The sequence below is a fragment of the Shouchella tritolerans genome, assembly GCF_025770735.1.
GTDB classification, from domain to species: domain Bacteria; phylum Bacillota; class Bacilli; order Bacillales; family Bacillaceae_D; genus Shouchella; species Shouchella tritolerans.
Map to the genome: position 1 here is coordinate 798577 of NZ_JAODPB010000002.1, position 21163 is coordinate 819739.

Genomic DNA, 21163 nt, shown 5'->3' on the forward strand with positions numbered 1-21163 from the left:
TTTATTCACATAGGGTAATGACGCTACTCTGAACACCTAATCGATTTGTTCATGGTGGCCTAATTCCGACACTAACCTTTGCATTTGTTCTTGATCATGTGCACAGCCGTAGTAACGCTGCAACAAACTCCAATTATTGTCATAATGAGGATTTCCTTCCCTCCCTGTTGGCGGGTGCCATAAGTGATATACATAGCCGGCTAGTCGGCGGTAATCCCCACATAACGTATTTAAAGCGATCCCAAAAGCGTCATCTTCTCCACCCCAACCTAAAAACCGTTCATCGAATCCATTCACTTTTTCAAAGTTTTCTCTCGGAATAACATTAATTCCACCAACGGGATCCCATACTCTCTCCCTCCCTTCCTTTTCCATCAAAATCGTTCCGTCTTGATCAAGTAGTTTGTTTGTAAAGGAAGGAGATAAATCAAACACTTTGTGATAAGGAACAACCCAAGCGCATTGATTAAGCAAGTGGATTGCATCAATGAGAATTTGTCGCTCATAAAATATGTCAGCATCTGCTATGACAAAAAGATTCCGATTTGCTTTCTTAGCTGCGTCATTAATTGCTTGGGAACGAGAAAAAAGCGCACTACTGCTTTCGCCAATACATATTTCCACCTCAGGAATATATGTTTGATAAAATTTTATTACCCAGTTCAATAATTTATCTCGATGTCCGTGATCAGATCGAAAAGGAATTAAAATTGAGACGTCCTCTATCATTTGTTGGCTCCTTCGAACGTGATTGAAATGATCGTTCTCATCGATAAAATGTTTTTACTATGTTATTGTCAAAACAGCTTATACTATGATAAAAATTTTGGTTTTCCATTTTCGTTAAATTATTAAACTTTCCTATGAGAGGGTAACCTACAATTATAAGGACTTTAGAATAATGTCATTACCAATAAACGGATTTAACATTACCAATCAATAGGAATTGGAAAGCATATAAAACACCCCATTGAAATAGGCTGCATAATAATGGAGGTGTACTGAATGCCAATGCACGATTTTGAACATATCCTTCGCAAGTGGTTAACCACCTTAAAACCAAAGTCTATTTTAGAGTACGGGCCAGGTTTATCTACAGAAATCATGCTAGCGTTATGTCCAGAGGCTCACATAACGAGTATTGAACATGATCATCATTGGTATGCTAAGGCAAAAGCAACATACAAAGATCGCGTCAATTTGGTTTTTCGAGAAAGTTTTACGTTTAAAAGCCAATATGCTTGTTGGCCACTATTGCAAGACGACATTCCTCAATATGACTTTATTTTTGTTGATGGTCGGCGTCGAGTCGAGTGCTTGCTCGTAGGCCTCCACGTATTAAAGCCAAATGGAACTCTCTTATTACATGATGCAGAACGTAAAGAATATCAACACGGGATTGACTTATATGAAACCGTTGAAAAGCATTCAGGAAAGGATCTGGCAACGACTGTTATACTAAAAAAGCGATTGTAGACCATTCGCATCTGTATATTTGCGACGAGTTGTATAACAATATCAACAAACACGACGCACTCACAAATAGGGTAAGAGCGCTCTTTCCCTATGTACCCCATTTTTAAATAAAAAAGAAAACGTTTAGTGGTGGTGAAAAAGGAATACGAGGACGATTATGGGGCACATACACGTTTTACAAACATTTCATACTTAAACTCTTTTTCAGAGCCCATTTCCAAGGCTATCTTTAGACTAGCACTAGTTTTTATAGTATGCGACTCCGTAAACTACGAAAAAACGATAGGTAAAAGTAAAGAGTGGCACACATCCCAATGAGAAGTTGGGGTATGTGCCACTCTTTTCCAATCGTAACAGCATGTAAGCGTAAAAAACGGTTACAGATTTAGTGTATATTTGGAAATGATTTGCTCAAACTAAAAATGCAGTTAACAATCATCGGATAAGGAGGAATATCTTTGTATTATTACAAAGAAGAATTAATTAACATCATTAAACCCGATAAACCTGATCCCGCCGCAGCTAAAGTCCTTCAAGAAATTCTCGGAGGGCATTATGGAGAAATGCGTACGATGATGCAATATTTCTTCCAAGGTTCCAATTTTAGAGGGAAGGATAAGCAATATCGTGATTTGTTGCGAGGGGTTTTCCTAGAAGAAATTGCCCATGTAGAGCTCGTCCAAACGACCATTAATGCCTTACTCGATGAATCAGGTGAACCAGGAGTAGGAAATCAAGCCCCCAATCATGCTCCTCTCGATACTGCCTTACAAGATGCCAATCCCCATCACTATATCATAGGTGCCCAAGCTTCTCTTCCTTTTGACGCATCCGGAAACCCGTGGAATGGATCGTGGGTGTACAGTCATGGAAACTTAGCTGCGGATATGCTCAATAACGTTGTATTAGAATCAACAGGCGTGCTCCAAAAAACACGTATTTATGAAATGAGTTCCAATGCAACCTTTAGAGAAACGCTTGCATTTCTAATTGTTCGAGATAATGCCCACCAAAATGCTTTTGCGAAAGCACTTGAAACACTTGGCGTAGAGTGGGGCAAATTATTCCCTATCCCAAATTACGACATTAATAAATATCCAGAATGCCGAAAATTTGTTGACATGGGCTACCATAACGTCCAGTTCAATTTCAGATTAGACGAAACCCGAATTGGAGAGATTCTTCAAGGGACGTCCCCAAGCAGAAACGAAGGCGCGTTTTCAGTCACTCCTCCTCCTGAAGGCTTCCCTGTTCCCCAACTTCCTGAAATGCCTAATGAACACAGCCCGGGAATTAGTGATTTGAATAACTAACATTCATCAAATTCCACGATTTACGGTAATGAGAACATTTCGCCTGCCTTGACCCGCTCTTAGCGGGTTTTTTGTTACGTAAAAAATTAGCGAACAATTCTAAGAAACCACGGAATACATTAGTTGAAAAGAACAATAATTGCGCATAAAATAAATGACAAGTAAACACTGTTATGGGTTGCATTGTATAACGAAATTCGTTTTTCGCTGTTAACACTCCTCTCCTATAAACAAAAAAACGCATCTATAAAATAGATGCGTAAACTGATTCCTAAAGGTTTGTGTCGAAACTGACTAACTTTGCAATGCACGCCTTACTGCCTCGCCAACTTGAATTTGAAATTGTTGTGACTGCAACAGCGCAGCATCTGCTTGGTTGGACACGTACCCCAATTCAATTAAGAGTGACGGGGTTGATGTATTTCTGAGTACATAAAAATTGGACTCGTAGTGGCCTCGGTAAACAGCGTTTGGCAAGTCACGGAACTGATTTTCCAGTTTTAAAGCTATGTTGTTTGGCACAAACGAATGAATTTCCATGCCTCTTATAAGCGAATTTTCATGGCCATTTGCGTGAATGCTCAGAAAAAGATCGGCTTGGAACGAATCAGCGATATTAGCCCTTTCTTGTAAATAAACATACTCATCGCTAGACCTTGTTAAATAAACCTCTATGCCATTCTCTTGTAAAGATTTTTTTATTTGTTTAGCGAACAAGAGCGTAATGTTTTTCTCGATTAGCCCATTTCCTCTCGCGCCAGGGTCTCTACCGCCATGCCCAGGATCAATGACAACACGGGAAATGGTTCCTGTTACAGCTGCTTGCTGGTCGACGGTTTTGCTTTCATTACTGGTGGATCCAGATATATTTTCATTGCTAGTAGATCCAGATAAATAGGAGGTATCAATAAACGCCCGTTGGCCATTATAAGTAATTTGACCCCAGCCATCCGTTGAGATTCGATACTCGACCTTTGAACCGTAATCAATTTTCCCTAACATTGCGGAATTCGTGCTTGCTTGCGTACGAACGATCAGACCGTTTTTTGCTGTTACCTTACCAACGTTTATACCAGACACAGCGGTTTGTTGATGGCTCGTTGCTTGATGACTCGTTGCTTGGCTGGTTGGCCGGTTTTCCTTAATAAAAAGGCTGTTAAGATATCCGGCATTTCCGTTGTATGTAATTCGAACCCAGTCATAGCCAACATCCACGTACTCTATCTTGGCCCCTGACTGCAACTGGCCAATTACCGGAGCATCATTGCTAGGGTTCTCGCGTACATTTAAACTCGTATTTGTAACCACTGTACCTGTTTGGACAGTATAAGCAGAAGCATATGATTCCAAGAAGAAAAAAAACGTACTAAATAGGAGTGCAACCACTATGAAAGACTTTCCCTTCAACCTTTTCACCTCTTTTCATGGATTTTTAATTCTATCATATTGCAACAGAAATATAAGAGAGTCTATTTCCCTAGCTGATTAAACCGGTTGCTAGTGAATCAGCGCCCAAGGGTCCTTATTTTTACAAGTGTATCCTTAACTCCTTTTTTTAAGATATATTTTATATCTATAGACATACGTCTTTAGACTCTAAAACAAACATCCCTGTCGAATAAACATCTATATAGACCTATGTCCATTGTTCTATTCATAAAAGAGCCCTCTTATTAAACAAAAAAAGAATACTCTTTTTTATAATTACACTGTTGACGTATTACTTACTTTGTGAAAAATCACTCCTAAACAGTCAATCTACTATGGGCAGAACATAATTCACAACCGGCCTACTACATCCTCAACTATTTTAACGGTTGCTATTCCCTATTTTAATGTGGCACAGTCTAGTTCATACAAAAGGCCAAATTTAGTAAACTTGTATCATTCGGCTGAGTCTATGAAACAATAAGAAACTTAAAAGGATAAACACTGAAAGGTGCACAGCCTAGTCATGAAGGCTTGCACCTTTTTTAACCTGCCCGCATTTTAGCCACATTTTTTTATTCAGTGTAAAAGCAACATACTCACATGATTACGGTCGGAAAAGACAGTTTGAGTACACGAATGACTTTAGTCAAGTTTTTAATATAGACTTCATGACTCCAGACAAGGGTATTTATGATACTTGAAAACTATACTTAGTAAAAAAAGCGGAAAGTGGGGCAAGTTAGGTTGTCTAAATGGACTACACATCATATAGACTAAAAACAGGTTGGATTTTGGCTAGTATCTCCCTATTGTTAACTGCTAATATTCTTTTTTGGTTTATAAAAAACCCTCAGCGCTTTATCGAAACAAGGATGGGAATTCACGAAGGTGTATTTGCAGACTTTTACGTATGGCTGTTCACCTTCATCATTGTTATAGGTTATGATCTATACAATAATTGCTTTCCCCTTTGTTGGAGCACACCTTTTTAACATGTCATCGCTCAAATTAATTGGAGTTTGGGCAGCAATTGCTACAGGCATAGTAGAAGAAGTGTTGTCGCGACATCTTTTGATGGATTTCTTACAGTATTTACATGTTTCGGATGTGCTTAAAATCTTACTTTCGGGAACGGTATGTGGTTTAGCACATGGGACGTGGGGAATTTTAAGACGTGACGTGAAAATAGGCTTGCCTGTTATTATTTCGATTACGATTTTAGGGTGTTTTTTGGCAACACTTTACATTCTGTCAGGAAGAAATACATTTGCGCCGATCGTTGCTCATATGTTGATTAATTTAATCATTGAGCCTTGGCTTAAGTTATCAGCCATTTCCGGAAAATGGACAATGAGTAAATTAAAAAACTACCCATTCTCTTTGGTCACAGTCAAGCTTTGATTACGGTCTATTCGATTTGCTGTGTGGCATATCACTTTATTCAGAACATACTATCTAGTTTTGTTCGGAGTACGACGTGTCAGGATACAATATTGCCATGCAGCATCCATTCACCTTTTACATAATCAAGCGCCTTTTGAAAAGAGAAATACCAGCCCCGTCGTTAATTAGTCGGGAACGGCACTGTTACAAACTCTACATGATCGCTGTAAGCAATGCCGCTTTTTTAAGCTCTCTACCGGCAAGATTGGGTATTCATGGACATGCGGACAGAAAATGTCTTGATTTCCACTAAGCTTTACGGATCGCCCAGCTACCGAATCCACTGCTCGATTTGGGACGGTGACCGCGCATCCGATTCGCTTTTCCCTGATGCAATTAAGAAATGAAACGCGAGACCGCTATCGATTTTAGGCAATCAGATTCAAATTCGTTTTGAAGTGAACTTAAACGTGTATTTCTCACTCCTAAAGTATAGTTTCGTGTATTCAAAAATCGTATCGTCTTCAAAATAAGCCCATAGATCCATAAACAATACGAGCTCTCCTTCTTCCAGTTTCAACGTTTGCTGAAGCTGTTCATCCGGCAGCAACGGGAAGATCTCCCCTTGTCTTTCCTTAATACGGTACCCTTTCTTTTCCACATAGGCATATTTAGAACGGGTCATCACTTCGACGGATAGGTCAGGAAACAGCGAAACGGGCATATACGTCTCCTCCAAAATGAGAGGTTCGCCATCAGCTAGCCGCAGTCTTCGGATAAAAAACACCTTTTCCCCGTCTCCCAGTTGTAATGTTTCTCTCACTTTCCCAGTTGGTTCCTGCATGGAAAAATCAAGAATTTCGTTAGCAGGATGTTTGTTTAAATGAATCATCTCTTCAGTGAAGCCTTGCAGGCGATAGATGTCCTGCTCGATTTTCCCCGTTTTTACATACGTACCGGAACCCCTGATGCTGTATAAAATCCCCTCCTCTACCAGGAGTTTAATCGCCTGCCGTATCGTGACTCTGCTCACTTGATACTTCTCCACCAATTTATTTTCTGAAGGGATGGCTTCATCTTTATTTAATTTTAATGCAAAAATATCCTTTTTAATTTTTTCCGCTACTTGTTTATATAGAGGAGAGTGAATAGCCAAGAAAATATACCTCCATTTTTCTATCTTTAATTTGTATTGTCCTTAATACAACTATACCTAAAAATCATTCTGTTTTCATCTTTTCCGTTCAAACATCTATCTTTCCACTCATTACGCACACGGAAACTGCCTATTCAGTCGGGAACATTGCCTCCTAACTGAAGCATTCATTTATTTGTCAATTACGCTCTTAAATTGGTCAACAAAATAAATAATACAAATCTAATACAAGATTAGTATTGATTTTGTATCACCTTAGTGCTATAACAGAATTATAAGACAAGCAACCACATGAGGAGGAGCTAGCATGAAAAGACAGCGACTGGTTATTGCCGGAAGTGGAAGCACTTACACCATGGGAATGATGATGAGCTTGATTGAAGAAAAGGAACGCTTTCCGTTAAAAGACGTGGTATTTTATGACATTGATGCCGAACGTCAGGAACGTACAGCCAAAGCAACTGACATTCTTTTTAAGGAACGCTATCCTGAATTGGCGTCTTTTTCTTATACGACTGACAAAGAAGAAGCTTTTAAGGATGCAGACTTTGTATTCGTTCAGATTCGTACAGGCGGCTTAGCCATGAGAGAGCAGGATGAACAAATTTCATTAAAGCACGGCGTTGTCGGCCAGGAAACCTGTGGTCCAGGGGGCATGGCTTACGGGCTGCGTTCGATCAGGGATATGATCGAGCTTGTAAAAGACATCCGCCGCCATTCTCCGAATGCTTGGATTTTAAACTATACCAACCCGGCCGCAATTGTGGCTGAAGCATTAAAGCGGGAATTTCCGACAGATACACGCTTGCTGAATATTTGCGACATGCCAATTGCCATCATGATCAGCTACGCAAAAATTCTTGATCTGGATGTATGGGAGATCGTGCCGGAATATTTCGGCCTCAATCACTTTGGCTGGTTTACAAAAATATACGATAAAAGCGGTAACGACCATACGGAACGATTAAAACAACTCATTATTCATAATGGTTTCAGACCGGAAGATAAAGAAATCGCCAATGACAAATCATGGCAGGATACGTTTGCAATGGCTCGGCAAATGCTCATCGATTTTCCAGCGTTTCTTCCTAATACGTACTTGCAGTATTATTTGTACCCTGACAAAATGGCTGCCAAAGAAAACCCGAACCGCACGAGGGCAAGACAAGTGATCGAGGGCCGTCAAAAACGCATCCATGACCTTTGCGACAGAATCATCCAAAATGGAACAGCTGTTGGCGAGGATCTCCATGTCGATATTCACGGCGTGTTCATGATTAAAGCCGCTGAATCGCTGGCGTACAACCTGAGCGAACGATTCATCGTGATGGTAGAGAATCGCGGCATCATCTCCAATTTGCCGGCAGACGCCATGGTCGAAGTGCCAGCTCTTTTAACTAGCAACGGACCCCAACCGTTTGTAGTAGGTCCTATTCCTACTTTCTATAAAGGTTTGCTAGAGAGCCAATTCGCTTATGAAAAATTGGTGGTGGACGCATACTTTGAGAAGAGCTACCAGAAACTGCTACAAGCTCTTACTTTAAACCGTACCGTTATCAATGTATCTACAGCCAAAGCGGTATTAGACGATCTCATTGCTGCCAACAAAGAATACTGGCCAGACCTAAAATAAATCGTCCCTCTTGTTAGTAGACCTTTACTGGAAATTAAAGATAAGAAAAGGATGATCGGGTATGAAAAAATTAATTATTAACGCGGATGATTTCGGCTATTCAAGGGGCGTTAACTTCGGAATTGTCGATGCGCACCATCTAGGGATTTTAACCTCGACGACATTGATGACAAACATGCCAGGAGCAGACCACGCAGCCGAGCTGGCCAACCAATTCCCTGACTTGGGAATTGGTGTTCATCTTGTATTGACTTGCGGCAGGCCTCTCCTTGATACCCACAAAACGATCGTTGATGTTCAAGGAAACTTCCGTAAACTGGCGTTTTATAAGGGAGCGTTCACGATTGATTACGACGAGGTTTATGCCGAGTGGAAAGCGCAGATCGAAACGTTTCTGTCCTATGGCCTGGAACCGACGCATTTGGACAGCCACCACCATATCAATTCCTTTGGCAGCATCCCTGACGTATTTTTGACGCTTGCGCAAGAGTATCAGCTACCGGTACGAAACAATATGGGAGAGAAAACCGAAGCAGAACTGAAGCGAAAAGGAATCAAAACGACGGATTCCTTCTCTTATTTGATTGAAACGGCTTTAAAAGATGACGAGGCGCTAGACAAGCTGTTTGAAAACCACGATTCGGTTGAAGTCATGTCCCATCCGGCTTATTTAGACAAGGAGCTTCTGACTGGCTCTTCGTACACTTTCCCAAGAGTGGACGAACTGGAATTTTTAACTCATGAGGAAATCGTTACACGCATTCGATCACGCAAAGATATTCAACTGGTCACGTATCAATCGCTCTAAACCACTATTTTTACGATAGGGAGGCTTCTATGATGAAAAGCTTTTTGCAGAAGTTTGGAAAATCGCTGCTTATACCGATTGTCGCTTTGCCAATTGCCGGGCTGCTTTTTCGGTTAAGTGCCGAGGATTTGCTGGATATCCCTCTGTTCCAGGCATCCGGTGTCATTCTGGCTCAGATGGATACGCTGATTGCGATCGGGATTGCGATGGGACTGGCAAAAACGAAGGATAAAGGAATACCGGCACTCACCGGTTTTCTAGCTATTCTTGTATTAAAAGAAGGATTAACGATCATGGATCCGGAGCTTAATATGAGCGTTTTCGGAGGCGTACTGGCCGGTTTGATCGCTGCCTTCATCTATAATAAGTTTAAAGATACAAAGCTACCAAGTATGCTAGCCTTTTTCAGCGGAGAAAAATTCCCTATTACGGTTATTATCTTTACGATGATTCCAGTGGCTGGATTGATGTCATTCATTTGGCCATACGCACAGGCCGGAATCGATACGTTCAGTAAAACCTTGATGGGGCTTGGCGCGCTAGGCGTGTTCATTTTTGGATTCTTAAACCGCTTCTTGCTGCCATTTGGTTTGCACCATGTTGTAAATACGTACGTCTATTTTGGCTTAGGGGAATATGAGACGCCTTCTGGAGAAGTTGTGACCGGTGAGATCACCCGCTTTTTAAGCGGCGACCCTACGGCCGGATACTTTATCGGCGGATTTTTTATAACGATGATGTTCGGTGTACCGGCTATCGCTCTCGCCATTACCCGGGCTGCGAAGAAAAAGAAAGAAGAAACGAAGTCTTTAATGGCTTCAGGCGCCGGAACCTCTTTTATTACAGGGATTACGGAACCAGTGGAATTTACATTCTTGTTTACATCTCCGCTATTGTACTTTATGCATGCGGTATACACAGGGCTGGCAGGAGCTGTGCTTTATTTGCTGCAAATCCGGCACGGATTTTCATGGGGAGCCGGTGTCATTGACTTCGTCCTAAACTTGAACCTTGCAGATCGAGGATTGCTCATTATTCCAGTTGGACTTGCCTTTTTTGCACTCTACTATTTCACATTTTACTTTATGATCACTAAAAAGGACATCCCCCTTATTGGCCGAGAAAAAGAGCTAGACTTTAGCGAGCAATCTTCAGAGGACGAGAAAGAGTTGAAATTGTCTCATTCCAATCACGAGTACATGGCCAAGAAAGTATTGCAATTTATCGGCGGAAAAGAAAACGTTATCACGAATGATAACTGCATGACGCGCCTCCGTCTCGAACTTCACGATACAGATGTCGTAGACGTCGATCGCATCAAGCAAACCGGCGCCCACGGCGTCATCAAAATCGACAAAAACAACGTGCAAATCGTCCTGGGCTCCGAGGCCACCATCGTCAAAAAAGAACTGGACAAATTATTGGAGTAGAATCTTCAACTTCGCCTCGCTATTCCTAAGATAACAAGCCCGCATCTATTAAAAATGAGGTGCGGGCTTCAATGCTATTCTGAAAAAGGATCCTGCACTATTAAATGATATCTTCGAATAGTTACTAACATATCTACCGCTCAAGCAACAAACGATACGTTTCTACTAGACTTTCATAATTTGATTCTTCCCTAAAGGGGAGTTTTTTTCCGAAGTCCAGGAACAGCCTAGCTTCTTCCATAATGGCCTTTTTTAGTTTAACGAAATCCACTTTTAAAGAAATCTTTTGGTTTTGTGGCCGATCATCTAATAAATTTCCACACTCTATATAGAACTCAACAAGATTGCCTATCTTCTTCATAAAGTATCTGTTGGTATTATCCAGAAAAATAATTTCTTGTTCCTCATTATCTAATTCACGTATGAAGAAATTTAGAATGTCTTCCCATGTCAATAAAATATCTGACGACCAATCCTTTTTAGGTACCCATATATCCTGTCCATCTACATGTAGCGCTAACGAACCTTGTAAATACATGTAATCCCCATCCACCAAAACCCTCTTAGCTATATCGATAGCTTCCTCATGGTTTATGGAAATTTCTTCAAGATGATCATTTAATAAATAACCCTCTTCAGAAGAATAGGTTGATATAAAAGTTTTAATGTAGATGTCTTGATCCACAATATTCCCCCTATTTCAATAGGTGTATTTTCCGTTTTTATCCGTAAAAGTGTTTCCTTATTTTGTTCTAACTTTAAATTGAACTCCATTGGCTTGTAGACACTGGATTAATGAACATTTACAATGAAAGTATCCATAATTTGGAGGATACTGATGCGAAAAATTACAAACATTGTCGGAATGACGATTGGCCTCTTTATCTCTTATCACAGCTCGGAATACATCCTTTACTTGCAAGGAAAAAAAGATTCTTTCGAAAGAGAACCTCTTATAGCCATTTCAGCTCTACCAGTTGCTTTATTAGTAACCTTTTTTAGATCTTTCCCAAGTGAGGTAGGAAAACCGCGTGAATGGGATAGGGAAGATTGGGTGGATCCACTTGCTGACGAAGATGAAAAAATCAATTAATCAACTTAGAGCGCACTTTCACACCTAATCCTATTACAACACAGAGAAAGATGGTCACTGTCTATACGATACCACTTTTAATAAGTGATCGACATTTGCCAATGGTGTGATTTCCACTCCCCACGATCTATCAAAAAGAGCAGCCACATGGCTACCCTATCGTCACTCTTTATGAAGGGCTGTGATTTCAATATGCGTTACATTGCGAGAGCCCACAATAACCTCTTCCTCCCCCATCATACCGAAAGACACAAATTGGTTTTTCGATAAAGATTCATCAATCGCCCTAACTGCTTTTTTCACATCATCATCCGGCCGCTCTGATTCATAAACAGGTTTGTCTCTCCCAACAACGTATACTTTCATTAAATACGGCATGTTTAACAGTCTCCTTTTAAGTAGATTCCTTATTCTTTACCCAAAATTTACAGTTATTACTCATAGTTGTAGTCCTTTCAATTAAAAAAGCGCATATGACTTATCATCATACACGCTCTTTGTTCTTAGCATCTGGATCGGGTAGCCTCAAATCTTCATGAAAATTGTTTTTAGAGGGAGAACCTTTTCAAACTAGTCACGGAGAAAAGACGGAGTAGAAACCTTGCTTTATGGTTTCCGTTTAAATACAGCTAGATTCCCGTCAGTTCCACCATAACTTTGTTGGGCGACCAGCGAGATTAGCTCCCAACCTTCCTTGGCCAATTCATTTAGGGTGTCACCGATCCGTGCCGCATTTTTGTTATTATCTGCCACCGGTAACAATATTGTTTTATATTCTATTACAATCACCTCTTATGACTTATGATAACACATGAAAAAGACAGCGGCCTAGGCTTCCGTCCCTTTTCGAAACGTCGTACGAAGTTTGTCATGGCATTAACTAAAACTGAATCTTTTCATGTCGAATTGGGCATAGTCAAAAAATAAACTTTACAAATACATTTTGTAAGAGAAGACAAAGAAACCAACCTGTAATTCCTAGTAATAAGGAAGGGATAAGATGCAATGAATAGTGTAAAGCAACACCAATAATAAACATCATAATAATGGTTGCCGGTAATCCTTCTAACACTCCAAAAGCAAACTTCGCAAGTGAATTTACTTGCTGGCCTTCTACATAGAGCCATACCAGACTTAAAATACTCACTAATGGCAAAGCAGCCACCATACCCCCATAAGTAGGAAAGCGACTGGCTATAGCAGTAATAAGCCCAATAATGATCGCTGATATCCCTATTTTAATGACTGTAAACATTGCTTTCGCTAGCCTTCTGTTTAAGTAATTTAAATCCAGTTAGTATTATTTCTGTTTCTTCATCGGTTAAACGATTAAAAATGTCATTAAGTTTATTTTCATCTAAACTCGTATGCTTACGAAGGATATCTTCCCCTAAATGTGTGAGCTTTAATACAACTTTTCGTTCATCTGTTAAACTCCGAGTTTTATAAACATACTTTTTCTCCATTAACCGTTTTACATGTTCAGAGGCTGTATTGTGAGAAATCTGAATACATTCAGCTATTTTCTTAATCCCTGCCTCTGGTTCTTTCTCAATGACCTGCAATATCCTAATACTTTGGTGTGTAATTTTTTCTTCGTACTCATATCTCAAATGATAATAAATATCTGTCCAATTCGAATTGAGCATACTTACTTTGTCCATCATAACACCTCATTTATATCGCTCCAGCAGATTATATCTTATATTACGATATAAATAGAAGAAAATCAATTAGAATAAAAACCACGCAAACAAACCAGTAGCATAGGTAGCATTTCCGCTGCTGCCTCTTACTCTCCAAATCGGCCAATCTAAAAAATCATTCCCTTCTATTTCGTTAGATCTTTAAATTAAAGTTCATAGACACTGCCTAGATCAACCTTTACAATTAAAATATCTCTAATATGGACGATCATTTATTAAATACATTTTCTGGTGACAAGGATGGAATAGAACCTGCTGTAGGAACGTATTCCCTTTCTTTTGTTACTAACTTTGTGCCTTTTTGTCATTAGATTAATCTACTCAGTTACGATGTCGAAAAAAGAGGTGATTTTATGGATATTTTTTCTGCTGTTGCTCCAGTTATAACAGTCGGTGCATTTGCTGTATCTGCTATTGCCTTTACTTATGCCAAAACACAAGATGGAAAAATCAAAAGTTTAGAGCAGCGAATCGAACAGTTAGAAAAAAAAATAACTGCTTTCTTCCATTTGGATACTAAGCTACAAAAGTTGGCGTGACAGTTGACAGTTCCCTTACGTCACACACTATCCTATTGGAGGAGGAGGTGTGATCATGAACAATTTTTTCGTTTTTGGCCGGATAAAAGAAGACGATCCTAGACGTAAAGAGTTAGAAGCCATAACCGAATCCATCTTTTTCGAGATCGAAAAAGAAATCGACGAAATCACAAACGCATTTAATGGAGAATAAACTTACAGGCGGCTCTTGCCGCCTACCCATCCCCTTTGTCCCCTTTCCACAGCTTAAACTGCTTGTGTAACCAATAAGTAAATTTCCCAATGCACCTAACTAGGTAATATGGATTACCCATAAAAGATAGTATAGTCCCATATTCAAACATAAAAATCCCTATAAATTACATAAAATACACGACATTAGTGACTTTCTTTTAAAAATGTCGTCTTTTTTCGTTGAATAGGTACAACTGATGTCACATTTCCTTTATACTAGGTTCGTAACAAAATTTACATAATGAAAAAGGGGAAAGAAATGAAGAAAAATTACCTACTCGTCACACTCGGTTTAGTAAGCGCCATCACCCTCTCCGCTTGCGGAGGCAGTGAAGACACGAATGCATCCGACAAAAACAACGACACAGAGCAAGAAACAACTGAACATGCAGAGAAAGGTTCTGCTAGTGATGAAAGCGAATCAGAAGAAAATGAGGAAGAGGAAACTGACGGAGAGTGGGAATACCAAGTAGGAGATACGAACGAAGATGGTAGTTTGAAATTATTAGCCCGAAATGATACATCCGAAACAATTGAAACTGCCTCTATTTCTCTGGACTTCCCTCAAGTAACTGTAGCCGAAGTTGTTGAGTGGCCAGCAGATCTTGCTGATTACTATGATTTTGAACCAACTGGAGTTATTCAAATTGACGTGGAAGTGTTAAATTCATCTGAAGAAACTATCAACTTTTATATAGGCCAAGCAACCATCACCACTAGTACGGGAGAACAATTAGAACCAGATTTCTTGTCTAGTGACCATATTGGCGGTGAATTCGTTGGATCTGTTAATAAATCAGGAAGCGTCCGTTATATGCTCGAAAGTTCTGATCCTACTGAGATCGAGTGGGTGAGAGTTCTGGTTGATGCCCCACATGATGAAAATTTTGAGAGCGTTGGCGATGATATAGACGTCCAAATTGACTTTTAATTTAGAGCCTTTTAAGGCTCTTTTTTCAAGCAAAAAACCTTTGTGGAGCATCTTCCCGACCATCATTCAGACATTCACAAGATCACAGTAGTTGGCGATCAGCAAACAAGCTTGACAGCAAAACATTGTAACACTCTCCTCCAAAAACACATAGATACAAGGGCTCTGTTAAAATGGTCCCATTCGGTGTACTATATTTACAATATGTTTTGCTTTTAGAAATTTGATTGGATGGAGAGAATATGTTTGATATTTTGAAGAACTATGAAGAACTGACCGTAAGTGAAAAGAGAGTCCTGAGCTACATCATGGAAAATCAAGATCAAATTCCCCACATTAAAATTAATGATTTGGCAGAGGCAACGTTTGTTTCAAAAACAGTCATCATCAATTTGGCGCAGAAATTAGATTTTTCCGGTTTCCGAGAAATGAAGTATTATATCAGCCAGAAAATCCTTGAAAAAATGTCTGCACAGGAAACCAGTACGGTCCTGTATCGAGAGCGTTTAAAACAGTCTATTGATAAAACATTCTCCCTTGTCACGGAAGATCAGCTGCAGAAAACAGCTGCCAAAATTAAAGCTGCGAAAAATGTATTTATTATGGCAAGAGGGACAAGCAAAGCTGTCGGTTATTATTTGGAACATCTCTTATTGACAATTGGCATTCAATGCATCTTTATAAAGGATTACAATTTATCGGAAGTGTTTACGGATTTTGTGGCCGAAGATGATATCGTCATCTTTATTTCCTTATCAGGGGGTACGAAAAAAATCATTGATACTGCCAAAAAAATTCATCTAAAAAAAGCCGAGATGATCAGTATTACTTCATTCAAAACAAATGAATTGACCCGGTATACGACGAACAACCTATTTTGTTATACCGACAAAACCAACACAAGCAAAAATGACACCATTTCAAGAACTGGTTTTTTCCTTACAATTGACTTGTTGGTTGATCAATTGGCCAACCTTTAAATCGTGTAGGCAGTGGTGATAGTAAAACGACAAAAATAACGCTCTTCCATGAAAGAAGAACGCTATTTTGTCGTTGATTAATTGCTGTAGTTTTTACGGATTTCTTCTGCGGTTTCTTTTGCCCTCTTCGCCTCTTTTTCCGCTAAATCAGCTGCTAAGCCGATATAGTTTCCAGGTTCAATCATATGCTTTATTTCTTTATCTGTGAAATTTGCCCGGATTTGTTCGTTTTCTCTTAAGTTCTCATAGAATTCCTGCCCTTCCGCAGCTGTCTTCATAGCAATCTCATACATGAGAGAATGGGCCTGATCTTTGCCTAATTTCTCTGCTAGCTTCATCATCACGTATTCACTATTATCAAGGCCTTTGTTGCGCTTGGCGTTATGGAGCATTCTCTCTTTATGCACGGTCAGTGTACGGGTCAATTCTTCACACCGTATCAAAATTTCTGTCATCAATTCCATCGACTCTTCCAACAATCCTTCAAACAGCATATAAGAACTACTGTCCCCTTCATATGGACGTGCAGCTGAATACATTCCTGTACCAGGAAGGGAATAGAGTTTCTGGGCATTTGCGATAATCCCCTTGGCAAGTTTTGGATTGATTTTATGGGGCATGGTACTGCTGCCAACAGTTCCTTTACTGAACCCTTCGGATACTTCAGCGATTTCTTCCAAAGTTGTACTGTATACTTCCTCGGCAATTTTATGACAGCAATTTGCCAATAGAGCTAAATTCGACATGTATTCCAATTTATGCGTGTTTATATTTCTAGATGGTACAGTCATCGGATACATACCAACTAACGCAGCCACACGGTTTTGAACGTTTATTCCTATCTCGGGCATCGAACTGAAAGTGCCGACTGCCCCGCCCATCATCACTTGAAAAACTCTTTTTTCCGCTTCGGCCATGCGTTGATGACAACTGATAAATTCGCTTATCCAGGCGGACACTTTATACCCGTAAGTGATCGGAATCGCATGTCTTCCATGCGTTCTACCGGGCATTACAGTATGTTTATTATCCGATGCCAGCATGCTTAAGTTTTCTAAAATCTCACCAATCAGGTTCATAAATATCGTATGAGCTTTTTTCAAAATATAAAGCTGCGAACTTTGCTGTATATTTTGTGTTGTTATTCCGTAGTGAACATATTTTCCGCTATCTGGTGGACATGCTTTGACGAGAACTTTTAAGAAAGGGACAAAGCCATGACCAATTTCTTTGTAAATGCGGTCCATTTCTTCGAGATCAAGGTTTTCAAGTTTAGCGGCCTCTTTAATTTCCTGCGCAGCTTTTTTTGGAATCAGCCCATATTCAGCCTGTGCCTCAGCTAATGCCGATTCAAACAAGAGCCAAGTTTTATATTTTTCCTTCTCTGTAAAGAGGTTTTTCAGACCTCGATTATCAATTGTTTTACTCTTGGAATCATACAACGCTTTCATACTATCACTCCTTTATAAGCCTCTAAACTTTTTCATCGACTGCATTTTTGATAAATTCTACCTGCGTCCCATAGACGATATGAATATGTTTCGCTGTCGGGAAAAAGAATCCGGAGCACCCCGTGCTGTTCAATAACTCTTTGTCAATATCCCTAACTTCTTTTAGATCAATCCGAAGCCTGGTAATACAGTTATCCACGTTCAGGATGTTTTCTTTTCCTCCCAACGCTTCTACTACCTTACTTGCAATCTCGTCATAGCGTTTTTCTTTAAGCAAGGTACTGTCAACGTTTTGCAGTTCTTCCCTGCCTGGTGTTTTAATATCAAACCGGATAATCGCCCAATAAAAAATGAAATAAGTGACGACAGCTAATCCTAGACCGATTAACACCAAAAAGATCCATCTGGAGTTTTCATAAAGGAGTCCAAAGATCGTAAAATCAAAAATGGTCCCCCGAATATATCCAATGGAAACATCCGCAAGCGACAGCAATACAGCACCGATGCCAACGATACATGCGTAGACGATGTATAACAACGGAGCAAGGAAAACAAAAGTGAACTCAAGCGGTTCTGTTACGTTACCTAGAAGAGCCGTGAGCACCATCGTAACCAACATCGATTTAACATAAGCCTTATTTTCTTTGTAAGCAGCCTTGTACATAGCAAACGCAATGGCAGGGAATAAAAACAGAACGACAAGCATTTGCTGCTGAGCCATGAATCGGGACAGCTTCGGCATCATGGACCAATACTCACTGTTCGGCCCCTGATTAAACAAAATTTCCGTAATCGCTGGGACAACGCCGACATACGTTTTCCCATCAATGACATAGGACCCGCCAGCTTCCGTAAATCGGAACAATGCATTCCAGACATGATGAAGCCCAAACGGGATAAATAACCGTTCGCCAGCCGCTGTAAAGAAAGGACCGACCACACTTAAAAAGACGGTAGACAAGTTTGTCAATAAACCTACAAAATATGTCCAGACGAACGGAAGCAACATCCCAACGGTAGCCATCAATCCAATCGTGATGATTGGAACTGATTTTTTCCCAGAAAAGAACGCCAGTGCAGCCGGGAGTTCTAGATTATAGAACCGTTCCGTGGCCCAGGCCGCGATCAGACCGGTTAGAATGCCTCCGGCAGCACTGATATTGACGGTTTGAATGCCAAGTATATTGATTTGACCCTGCTGCGTCATCACATCTGGATCGGCCATCGTTCCTGTGATGGTCAGCCATACATTCATTGCAACAATCAAGGTCAGATACCCTGCCACTGAGGCAAACACAGAAATACCTTTATCCTTTTTACCCATTCCATAGGCGACACCCATCGCAAACAATAAAGGGATATTATCGAAAACAACATTACTGATTGTTTTTATACTTACCAAGATGGTATTGACGGCCTCGTTGCCGAGAAAAGGAACTTTATCTACCATATAGTCTTGCGTAAGCGCTCCGCTGATCCCCAAAAGCATCCCGATTGGAGCCAATACCCCAATCGGGAGAAGCAACGTTCTGCCAAATTGCTGTATGGAGTCACCGATTTTTCTTTTATTCATTCCTAAAAACCTCCTTTGTATCTAGGATCTGATTTACGTGTTGGATAAAAAATCAAATGAACGAGTGTATGCATACTTGGATTTTTTTATCTACTATTATTCTATCAGCATAAAAAATTAGTTGAAGCGCTTCCGTTTCCTATTAACTTATTTAGGTAATGGAAAATGACCTAGGTCATCCAAAAAATGATTTTCGAAGTAATGCATGATCCGAACCGAGGTGATATGGTAAAAGTGTTACTATACGAAACCAAGCACCCTTCTCCTTTTCCCAAATCCAAAATACAGAAAATACCAACGGAGGTTAAACGTATGACAGATATAAAAATGATTGCACTGGATATGGATGGTACGCTATTGAATGATAACAAAGAGATTACGAGCTGGACGAAAAGCCAAATTAGGAAGGCACATCATGCAGGTATCACTGTCGTCTTATGCACGGGACGTCCCTTTCCCCACTGCCACACTTACATTCAAGACTTGCAATTAAATTCCCACTCGATAACATGCAATGGTGGCCAGATTTACGCAGTCGACCATTCTGTTATGACCCAACATCTTTTCGATGCAGCCACGCTGGCTGATTTATATCACTTTGCACAAGGACTGGGAATGAATACATGGACGATTTCCACGAAGGAAGCGTATTATAACGATTTGCCGGAAAATTGCAGCGAATGCCAGTGGCTGAAATTTAGCTGCTCCCATAAGGAGGAAGAAGTATTAAATAAGATGGCAGAGAAAGTGCAATCGATAGACGGAGTAGAAGTAAGCAACCGGACAGCCTTCACGGTTGAAGTCAATCCTACCGGCGTGAATAAAGCTACAGCACTTGAATTGGTCTGTGAAAAGTTAGGAATAACGATGAAACATGTAATGGCAATAGGAGACAGCCTCAATGACATAAAAATGATTCAATCTGCTGGTATCGGTATAGCAATGGGAAATGCCCAAAAAGCAGTGCAGCAAGTAGCCGACGCTATTACCGATACAAATAATAATGATGGAGTTGGAAAAGCAATTGAGAAATTTATTTTCTCTGGTGGAGAATGAGGGGTATTCAGGGCATGTGTATCGAGGCGCTTATGTATATCAGGAAAATATGCATGTGAGGACGACTAAACTTAACGGGGAAATTGCCTAGCATGGATAAAGAAACATTTATTTACTTTGTCAAAACGCATATTCGAGATGAAGCGAGGGCAGGACTCATTCAAAAGTTGGAGAAACCCCCTGGAAAAAAACCAAGGGCAAAACTTGTAGCACAGTCTGAATGGTTTAATAACCTAGATTCTAAAGATAAAGAAATGGTTAGCCAGATCATCCAAGAAAGTATAGACGAAGCACTTTTTGGGCTCTTCTCCGTTTTAGATGGCGTAAGTGCTATTGACGAGAAACCCGGAACTGAATTGAAGCTCATTTATAAAAATAAAGATCAAGAAAAATGGCTAAATGACGTTGAAACTGACTACTTACATGACTTATACAACGATTTAACACTAGAAGATTAAATGCTAACATAGCTCTGCAAGTGGACCTATCCTTTAAACCGTCGGGGCAACACTAGGCAGGGCTATTTCGTTCCCCCCTCCCCCAGTTTTTCAACACTTTCAAATTTTGCGTTGTTATTTGGTGGCTGACCAGTTTCTAATACAAACACGGTTTATAGGGAATTCTTTACCTTCGATTCACAGAGGAAGTGGCTAACCGGGCCTCAGAATATGTGATGACGTACGATCACCCTGTAAATGATCTAACGGTTTTCGAGTTTTTAATCGTCATCCCAGGCCTAGATACTCTAGTGGGTTCTGGGGAATACATGTATGGTGATGGTGATAGTAAGAGTTGGATTAACAAGGATTCGAATAAGGGATTATGTAAGCATCCCCGCTGAAGGGTAGTGACCCCCAATAGTTAGAGTTTTACTTATGCAGTTAGTTGGCTGGATTGAGTTCGGTATTGTACTGGACTTAATCCAGCCAGTTTTTGTTTCAATCGCTTCGTATTGTACCAATCGATATAG

The 21163-nt window shown here is 40.2% G+C and carries 24 protein-coding genes; 13 read left to right on the plus strand and 11 right to left on the minus strand.

Annotated features, from left to right (window positions below; genetic code table 11):
• Nucleotides 1-36 precede the first annotated feature (36 nt).
• Nucleotides 37-729: a galactosyltransferase-related protein gene (locus N6H06_RS10355; protein ID WP_263706300.1), complete on the minus strand. Its 693-nt coding sequence runs from the start codon at nucleotides 727-729 to the stop codon at nucleotides 37-39.
• A gap of 276 nt (nucleotides 730-1005) precedes the next feature.
• Between N6H06_RS10355 and N6H06_RS10360 the strand changes: the two genes are divergently transcribed.
• Together N6H06_RS10360 and N6H06_RS10365 are read left to right on the plus strand one after the other, a co-directional pair.
• Complete coding sequence (locus tag N6H06_RS10360) at nucleotides 1006-1476, plus strand: class I SAM-dependent methyltransferase (RefSeq protein WP_263706302.1); 471 nt, start codon at nucleotides 1006-1008, stop codon at nucleotides 1474-1476.
• 458 nt (nucleotides 1477-1934) lie between these two features.
• Nucleotides 1935-2789, plus strand: coding sequence for a manganese catalase family protein (locus N6H06_RS10365; protein WP_062746678.1), 855 nt, complete (start codon nucleotides 1935-1937; stop codon nucleotides 2787-2789).
• Nucleotides 2790-3083: 294 nt separating this feature from the next.
• Here N6H06_RS10365 and N6H06_RS10370 read toward each other — a convergent pair whose 3' ends face one another.
• Nucleotides 3084-4196 (minus strand): N-acetylmuramoyl-L-alanine amidase, encoded by a 1113-nt coding sequence (locus N6H06_RS10370; protein ID WP_212953664.1) that lies wholly within the window; start codon nucleotides 4194-4196, stop codon nucleotides 3084-3086.
• A 1017-nt stretch (nucleotides 4197-5213) separates the two neighbouring features.
• Here N6H06_RS10370 and N6H06_RS10375 point away from each other — a divergent pair.
• Entirely contained in the window at nucleotides 5214-5621 is a 408-nt protein-coding gene (locus N6H06_RS10375) for a CPBP family intramembrane glutamic endopeptidase (RefSeq protein ID WP_263706306.1), read from the plus strand.
• 424 nt (nucleotides 5622-6045) lie between these two features.
• On the opposite strand, the gene N6H06_RS10380 is transcribed toward N6H06_RS10375, so the two are convergent.
• Nucleotides 6046-6759, minus strand: coding sequence for a GntR family transcriptional regulator (locus N6H06_RS10380; protein ID WP_062746673.1), 714 nt, complete (start codon nucleotides 6757-6759; stop codon nucleotides 6046-6048).
• Nucleotides 6760-7066: 307 nt separating this feature from the next.
• On the opposite strand from N6H06_RS10380, the gene N6H06_RS10385 reads away from it, so the two are divergent.
• The 3 genes from N6H06_RS10385 to N6H06_RS10395 all read left to right on the plus strand — a co-directional run bounded on the left by N6H06_RS10385 (nucleotide 7067) and on the right by N6H06_RS10395 (nucleotide 10630).
• Nucleotides 7067-8392, plus strand: coding sequence for a 6-phospho-alpha-glucosidase (locus N6H06_RS10385; protein WP_062746671.1), 1326 nt, complete (start codon nucleotides 7067-7069; stop codon nucleotides 8390-8392).
• A 61-nt stretch (nucleotides 8393-8453) separates the two neighbouring features.
• Nucleotides 8454-9200: a chitin disaccharide deacetylase gene (gene chbG / locus N6H06_RS10390; protein WP_062746669.1), complete on the plus strand. Its 747-nt coding sequence runs from the start codon at nucleotides 8454-8456 to the stop codon at nucleotides 9198-9200.
• A 32-nt stretch (nucleotides 9201-9232) separates the two neighbouring features.
• Complete coding sequence (locus N6H06_RS10395; protein ID WP_213028911.1) at nucleotides 9233-10630, plus strand: PTS transporter subunit EIIC; 1398 nt, start codon at nucleotides 9233-9235, stop codon at nucleotides 10628-10630.
• A 133-nt stretch (nucleotides 10631-10763) separates the two neighbouring features.
• Here N6H06_RS10395 and N6H06_RS10400 read toward each other — a convergent pair whose 3' ends face one another.
• A complete protein-coding gene (locus N6H06_RS10400) occupies nucleotides 10764-11315 on the minus strand; it encodes a hypothetical protein (protein WP_062746665.1) in 552 nt (183 codons plus the stop codon).
• Between the two features lie 153 nt (nucleotides 11316-11468).
• Here N6H06_RS10400 and N6H06_RS10405 point away from each other — a divergent pair, with 153 nt between their 5' ends.
• Complete coding sequence (locus N6H06_RS10405; RefSeq protein ID WP_263706313.1) at nucleotides 11469-11723, plus strand: hypothetical protein; 255 nt, start codon at nucleotides 11469-11471, stop codon at nucleotides 11721-11723.
• 162 nt (nucleotides 11724-11885) lie between these two features.
• Here the strand turns inward: N6H06_RS10405 and N6H06_RS10410 are convergent, their stop codons facing one another.
• The 4 genes from N6H06_RS10410 to N6H06_RS10420 all read right to left on the minus strand — a co-directional run bounded on the left by N6H06_RS10410 (nucleotide 11886) and on the right by N6H06_RS10420 (nucleotide 13390).
• On the minus strand, nucleotides 11886-12101 hold the full coding sequence (locus N6H06_RS10410) for a hypothetical protein (protein ID WP_263706315.1): 216 nt from the start codon (nucleotides 12099-12101) through the stop codon (nucleotides 11886-11888).
• Between the two features lie 228 nt (nucleotides 12102-12329).
• Nucleotides 12330-12512, minus strand: a complete 183-nt coding sequence (locus N6H06_RS23175; RefSeq protein WP_082808251.1) for a DUF4177 domain-containing protein — start codon at nucleotides 12510-12512, stop codon at nucleotides 12330-12332.
• A 127-nt stretch (nucleotides 12513-12639) separates the two neighbouring features.
• A complete protein-coding gene (locus tag N6H06_RS10415) occupies nucleotides 12640-12978 on the minus strand; it encodes a DUF3147 family protein (RefSeq protein WP_062746661.1) in 339 nt (112 codons plus the stop codon).
• The gene (locus N6H06_RS10420; RefSeq protein ID WP_062746659.1) at nucleotides 12962-13390 is read right to left on the minus strand and encodes a MarR family winged helix-turn-helix transcriptional regulator; all 429 of its coding nucleotides are present in this window, start codon (nucleotides 13388-13390) and stop codon (nucleotides 12962-12964) included. The genes N6H06_RS10415 and N6H06_RS10420 overlap by 17 nt, the downstream gene beginning before the upstream one ends.
• A gap of 392 nt (nucleotides 13391-13782) precedes the next feature.
• Here N6H06_RS10420 and N6H06_RS10425 point away from each other — a divergent pair, with 392 nt between their 5' ends.
• The 4 genes from N6H06_RS10425 (at nucleotide 13783) to N6H06_RS10440 (ending at nucleotide 16113) form a co-directional block, all read left to right on the plus strand.
• Nucleotides 13783-13968: a hypothetical protein gene (locus N6H06_RS10425; protein ID WP_263706318.1), complete on the plus strand. Its 186-nt coding sequence runs from the start codon at nucleotides 13783-13785 to the stop codon at nucleotides 13966-13968.
• 55 nt (nucleotides 13969-14023) lie between these two features.
• Complete coding sequence (locus tag N6H06_RS10430; protein WP_193754467.1) at nucleotides 14024-14161, plus strand: hypothetical protein; 138 nt, start codon at nucleotides 14024-14026, stop codon at nucleotides 14159-14161.
• A gap of 300 nt (nucleotides 14162-14461) precedes the next feature.
• Nucleotides 14462-15133 carry a hypothetical protein gene (locus tag N6H06_RS10435; RefSeq protein ID WP_062746656.1) on the plus strand — a complete coding sequence of 224 codons (672 nt, stop codon included), beginning with the start codon at nucleotides 14462-14464 and terminating at the stop codon, nucleotides 15131-15133.
• Between the two features lie 242 nt (nucleotides 15134-15375).
• Nucleotides 15376-16113, plus strand: coding sequence for a MurR/RpiR family transcriptional regulator (locus N6H06_RS10440; RefSeq protein ID WP_062746654.1), 738 nt, complete (start codon nucleotides 15376-15378; stop codon nucleotides 16111-16113).
• Nucleotides 16114-16190: 77 nt separating this feature from the next.
• Here the strand turns inward: N6H06_RS10440 and N6H06_RS10445 are convergent, their stop codons facing one another.
• Nucleotides 16191-17564 carry a class-II fumarase/aspartase family protein gene (locus N6H06_RS10445; RefSeq protein WP_062746652.1) on the minus strand — a complete coding sequence of 458 codons (1374 nt, stop codon included), beginning with the start codon at nucleotides 17562-17564 and terminating at the stop codon, nucleotides 16191-16193.
• 22 nt (nucleotides 17565-17586) lie between these two features.
• Nucleotides 17587-19137 carry a PTS transporter subunit EIIC gene (locus N6H06_RS10450; RefSeq protein ID WP_062746651.1) on the minus strand — a complete coding sequence of 517 codons (1551 nt, stop codon included), beginning with the start codon at nucleotides 19135-19137 and terminating at the stop codon, nucleotides 17587-17589.
• Between the two features lie 312 nt (nucleotides 19138-19449).
• On the opposite strand from N6H06_RS10450, the gene N6H06_RS10455 reads away from it, so the two are divergent.
• Both N6H06_RS10455 and N6H06_RS10460 read left to right on the plus strand, forming a co-directional pair.
• Entirely contained in the window at nucleotides 19450-20193 is a 744-nt protein-coding gene (locus tag N6H06_RS10455; protein WP_062747866.1) for a Cof-type HAD-IIB family hydrolase, read from the plus strand.
• 92 nt (nucleotides 20194-20285) lie between these two features.
• On the plus strand, nucleotides 20286-20651 hold the full coding sequence (locus N6H06_RS10460) for a hypothetical protein (protein ID WP_062746649.1): 366 nt from the start codon (nucleotides 20286-20288) through the stop codon (nucleotides 20649-20651).
• A gap of 415 nt (nucleotides 20652-21066) precedes the next feature.
• On the opposite strand, the gene N6H06_RS10465 is transcribed toward N6H06_RS10460, so the two are convergent.
• Nucleotides 21067-21163 (minus strand): integrase core domain-containing protein (locus N6H06_RS10465; RefSeq protein ID WP_263706383.1); only part of this gene is annotated, 97 nt, incomplete at its 5' end.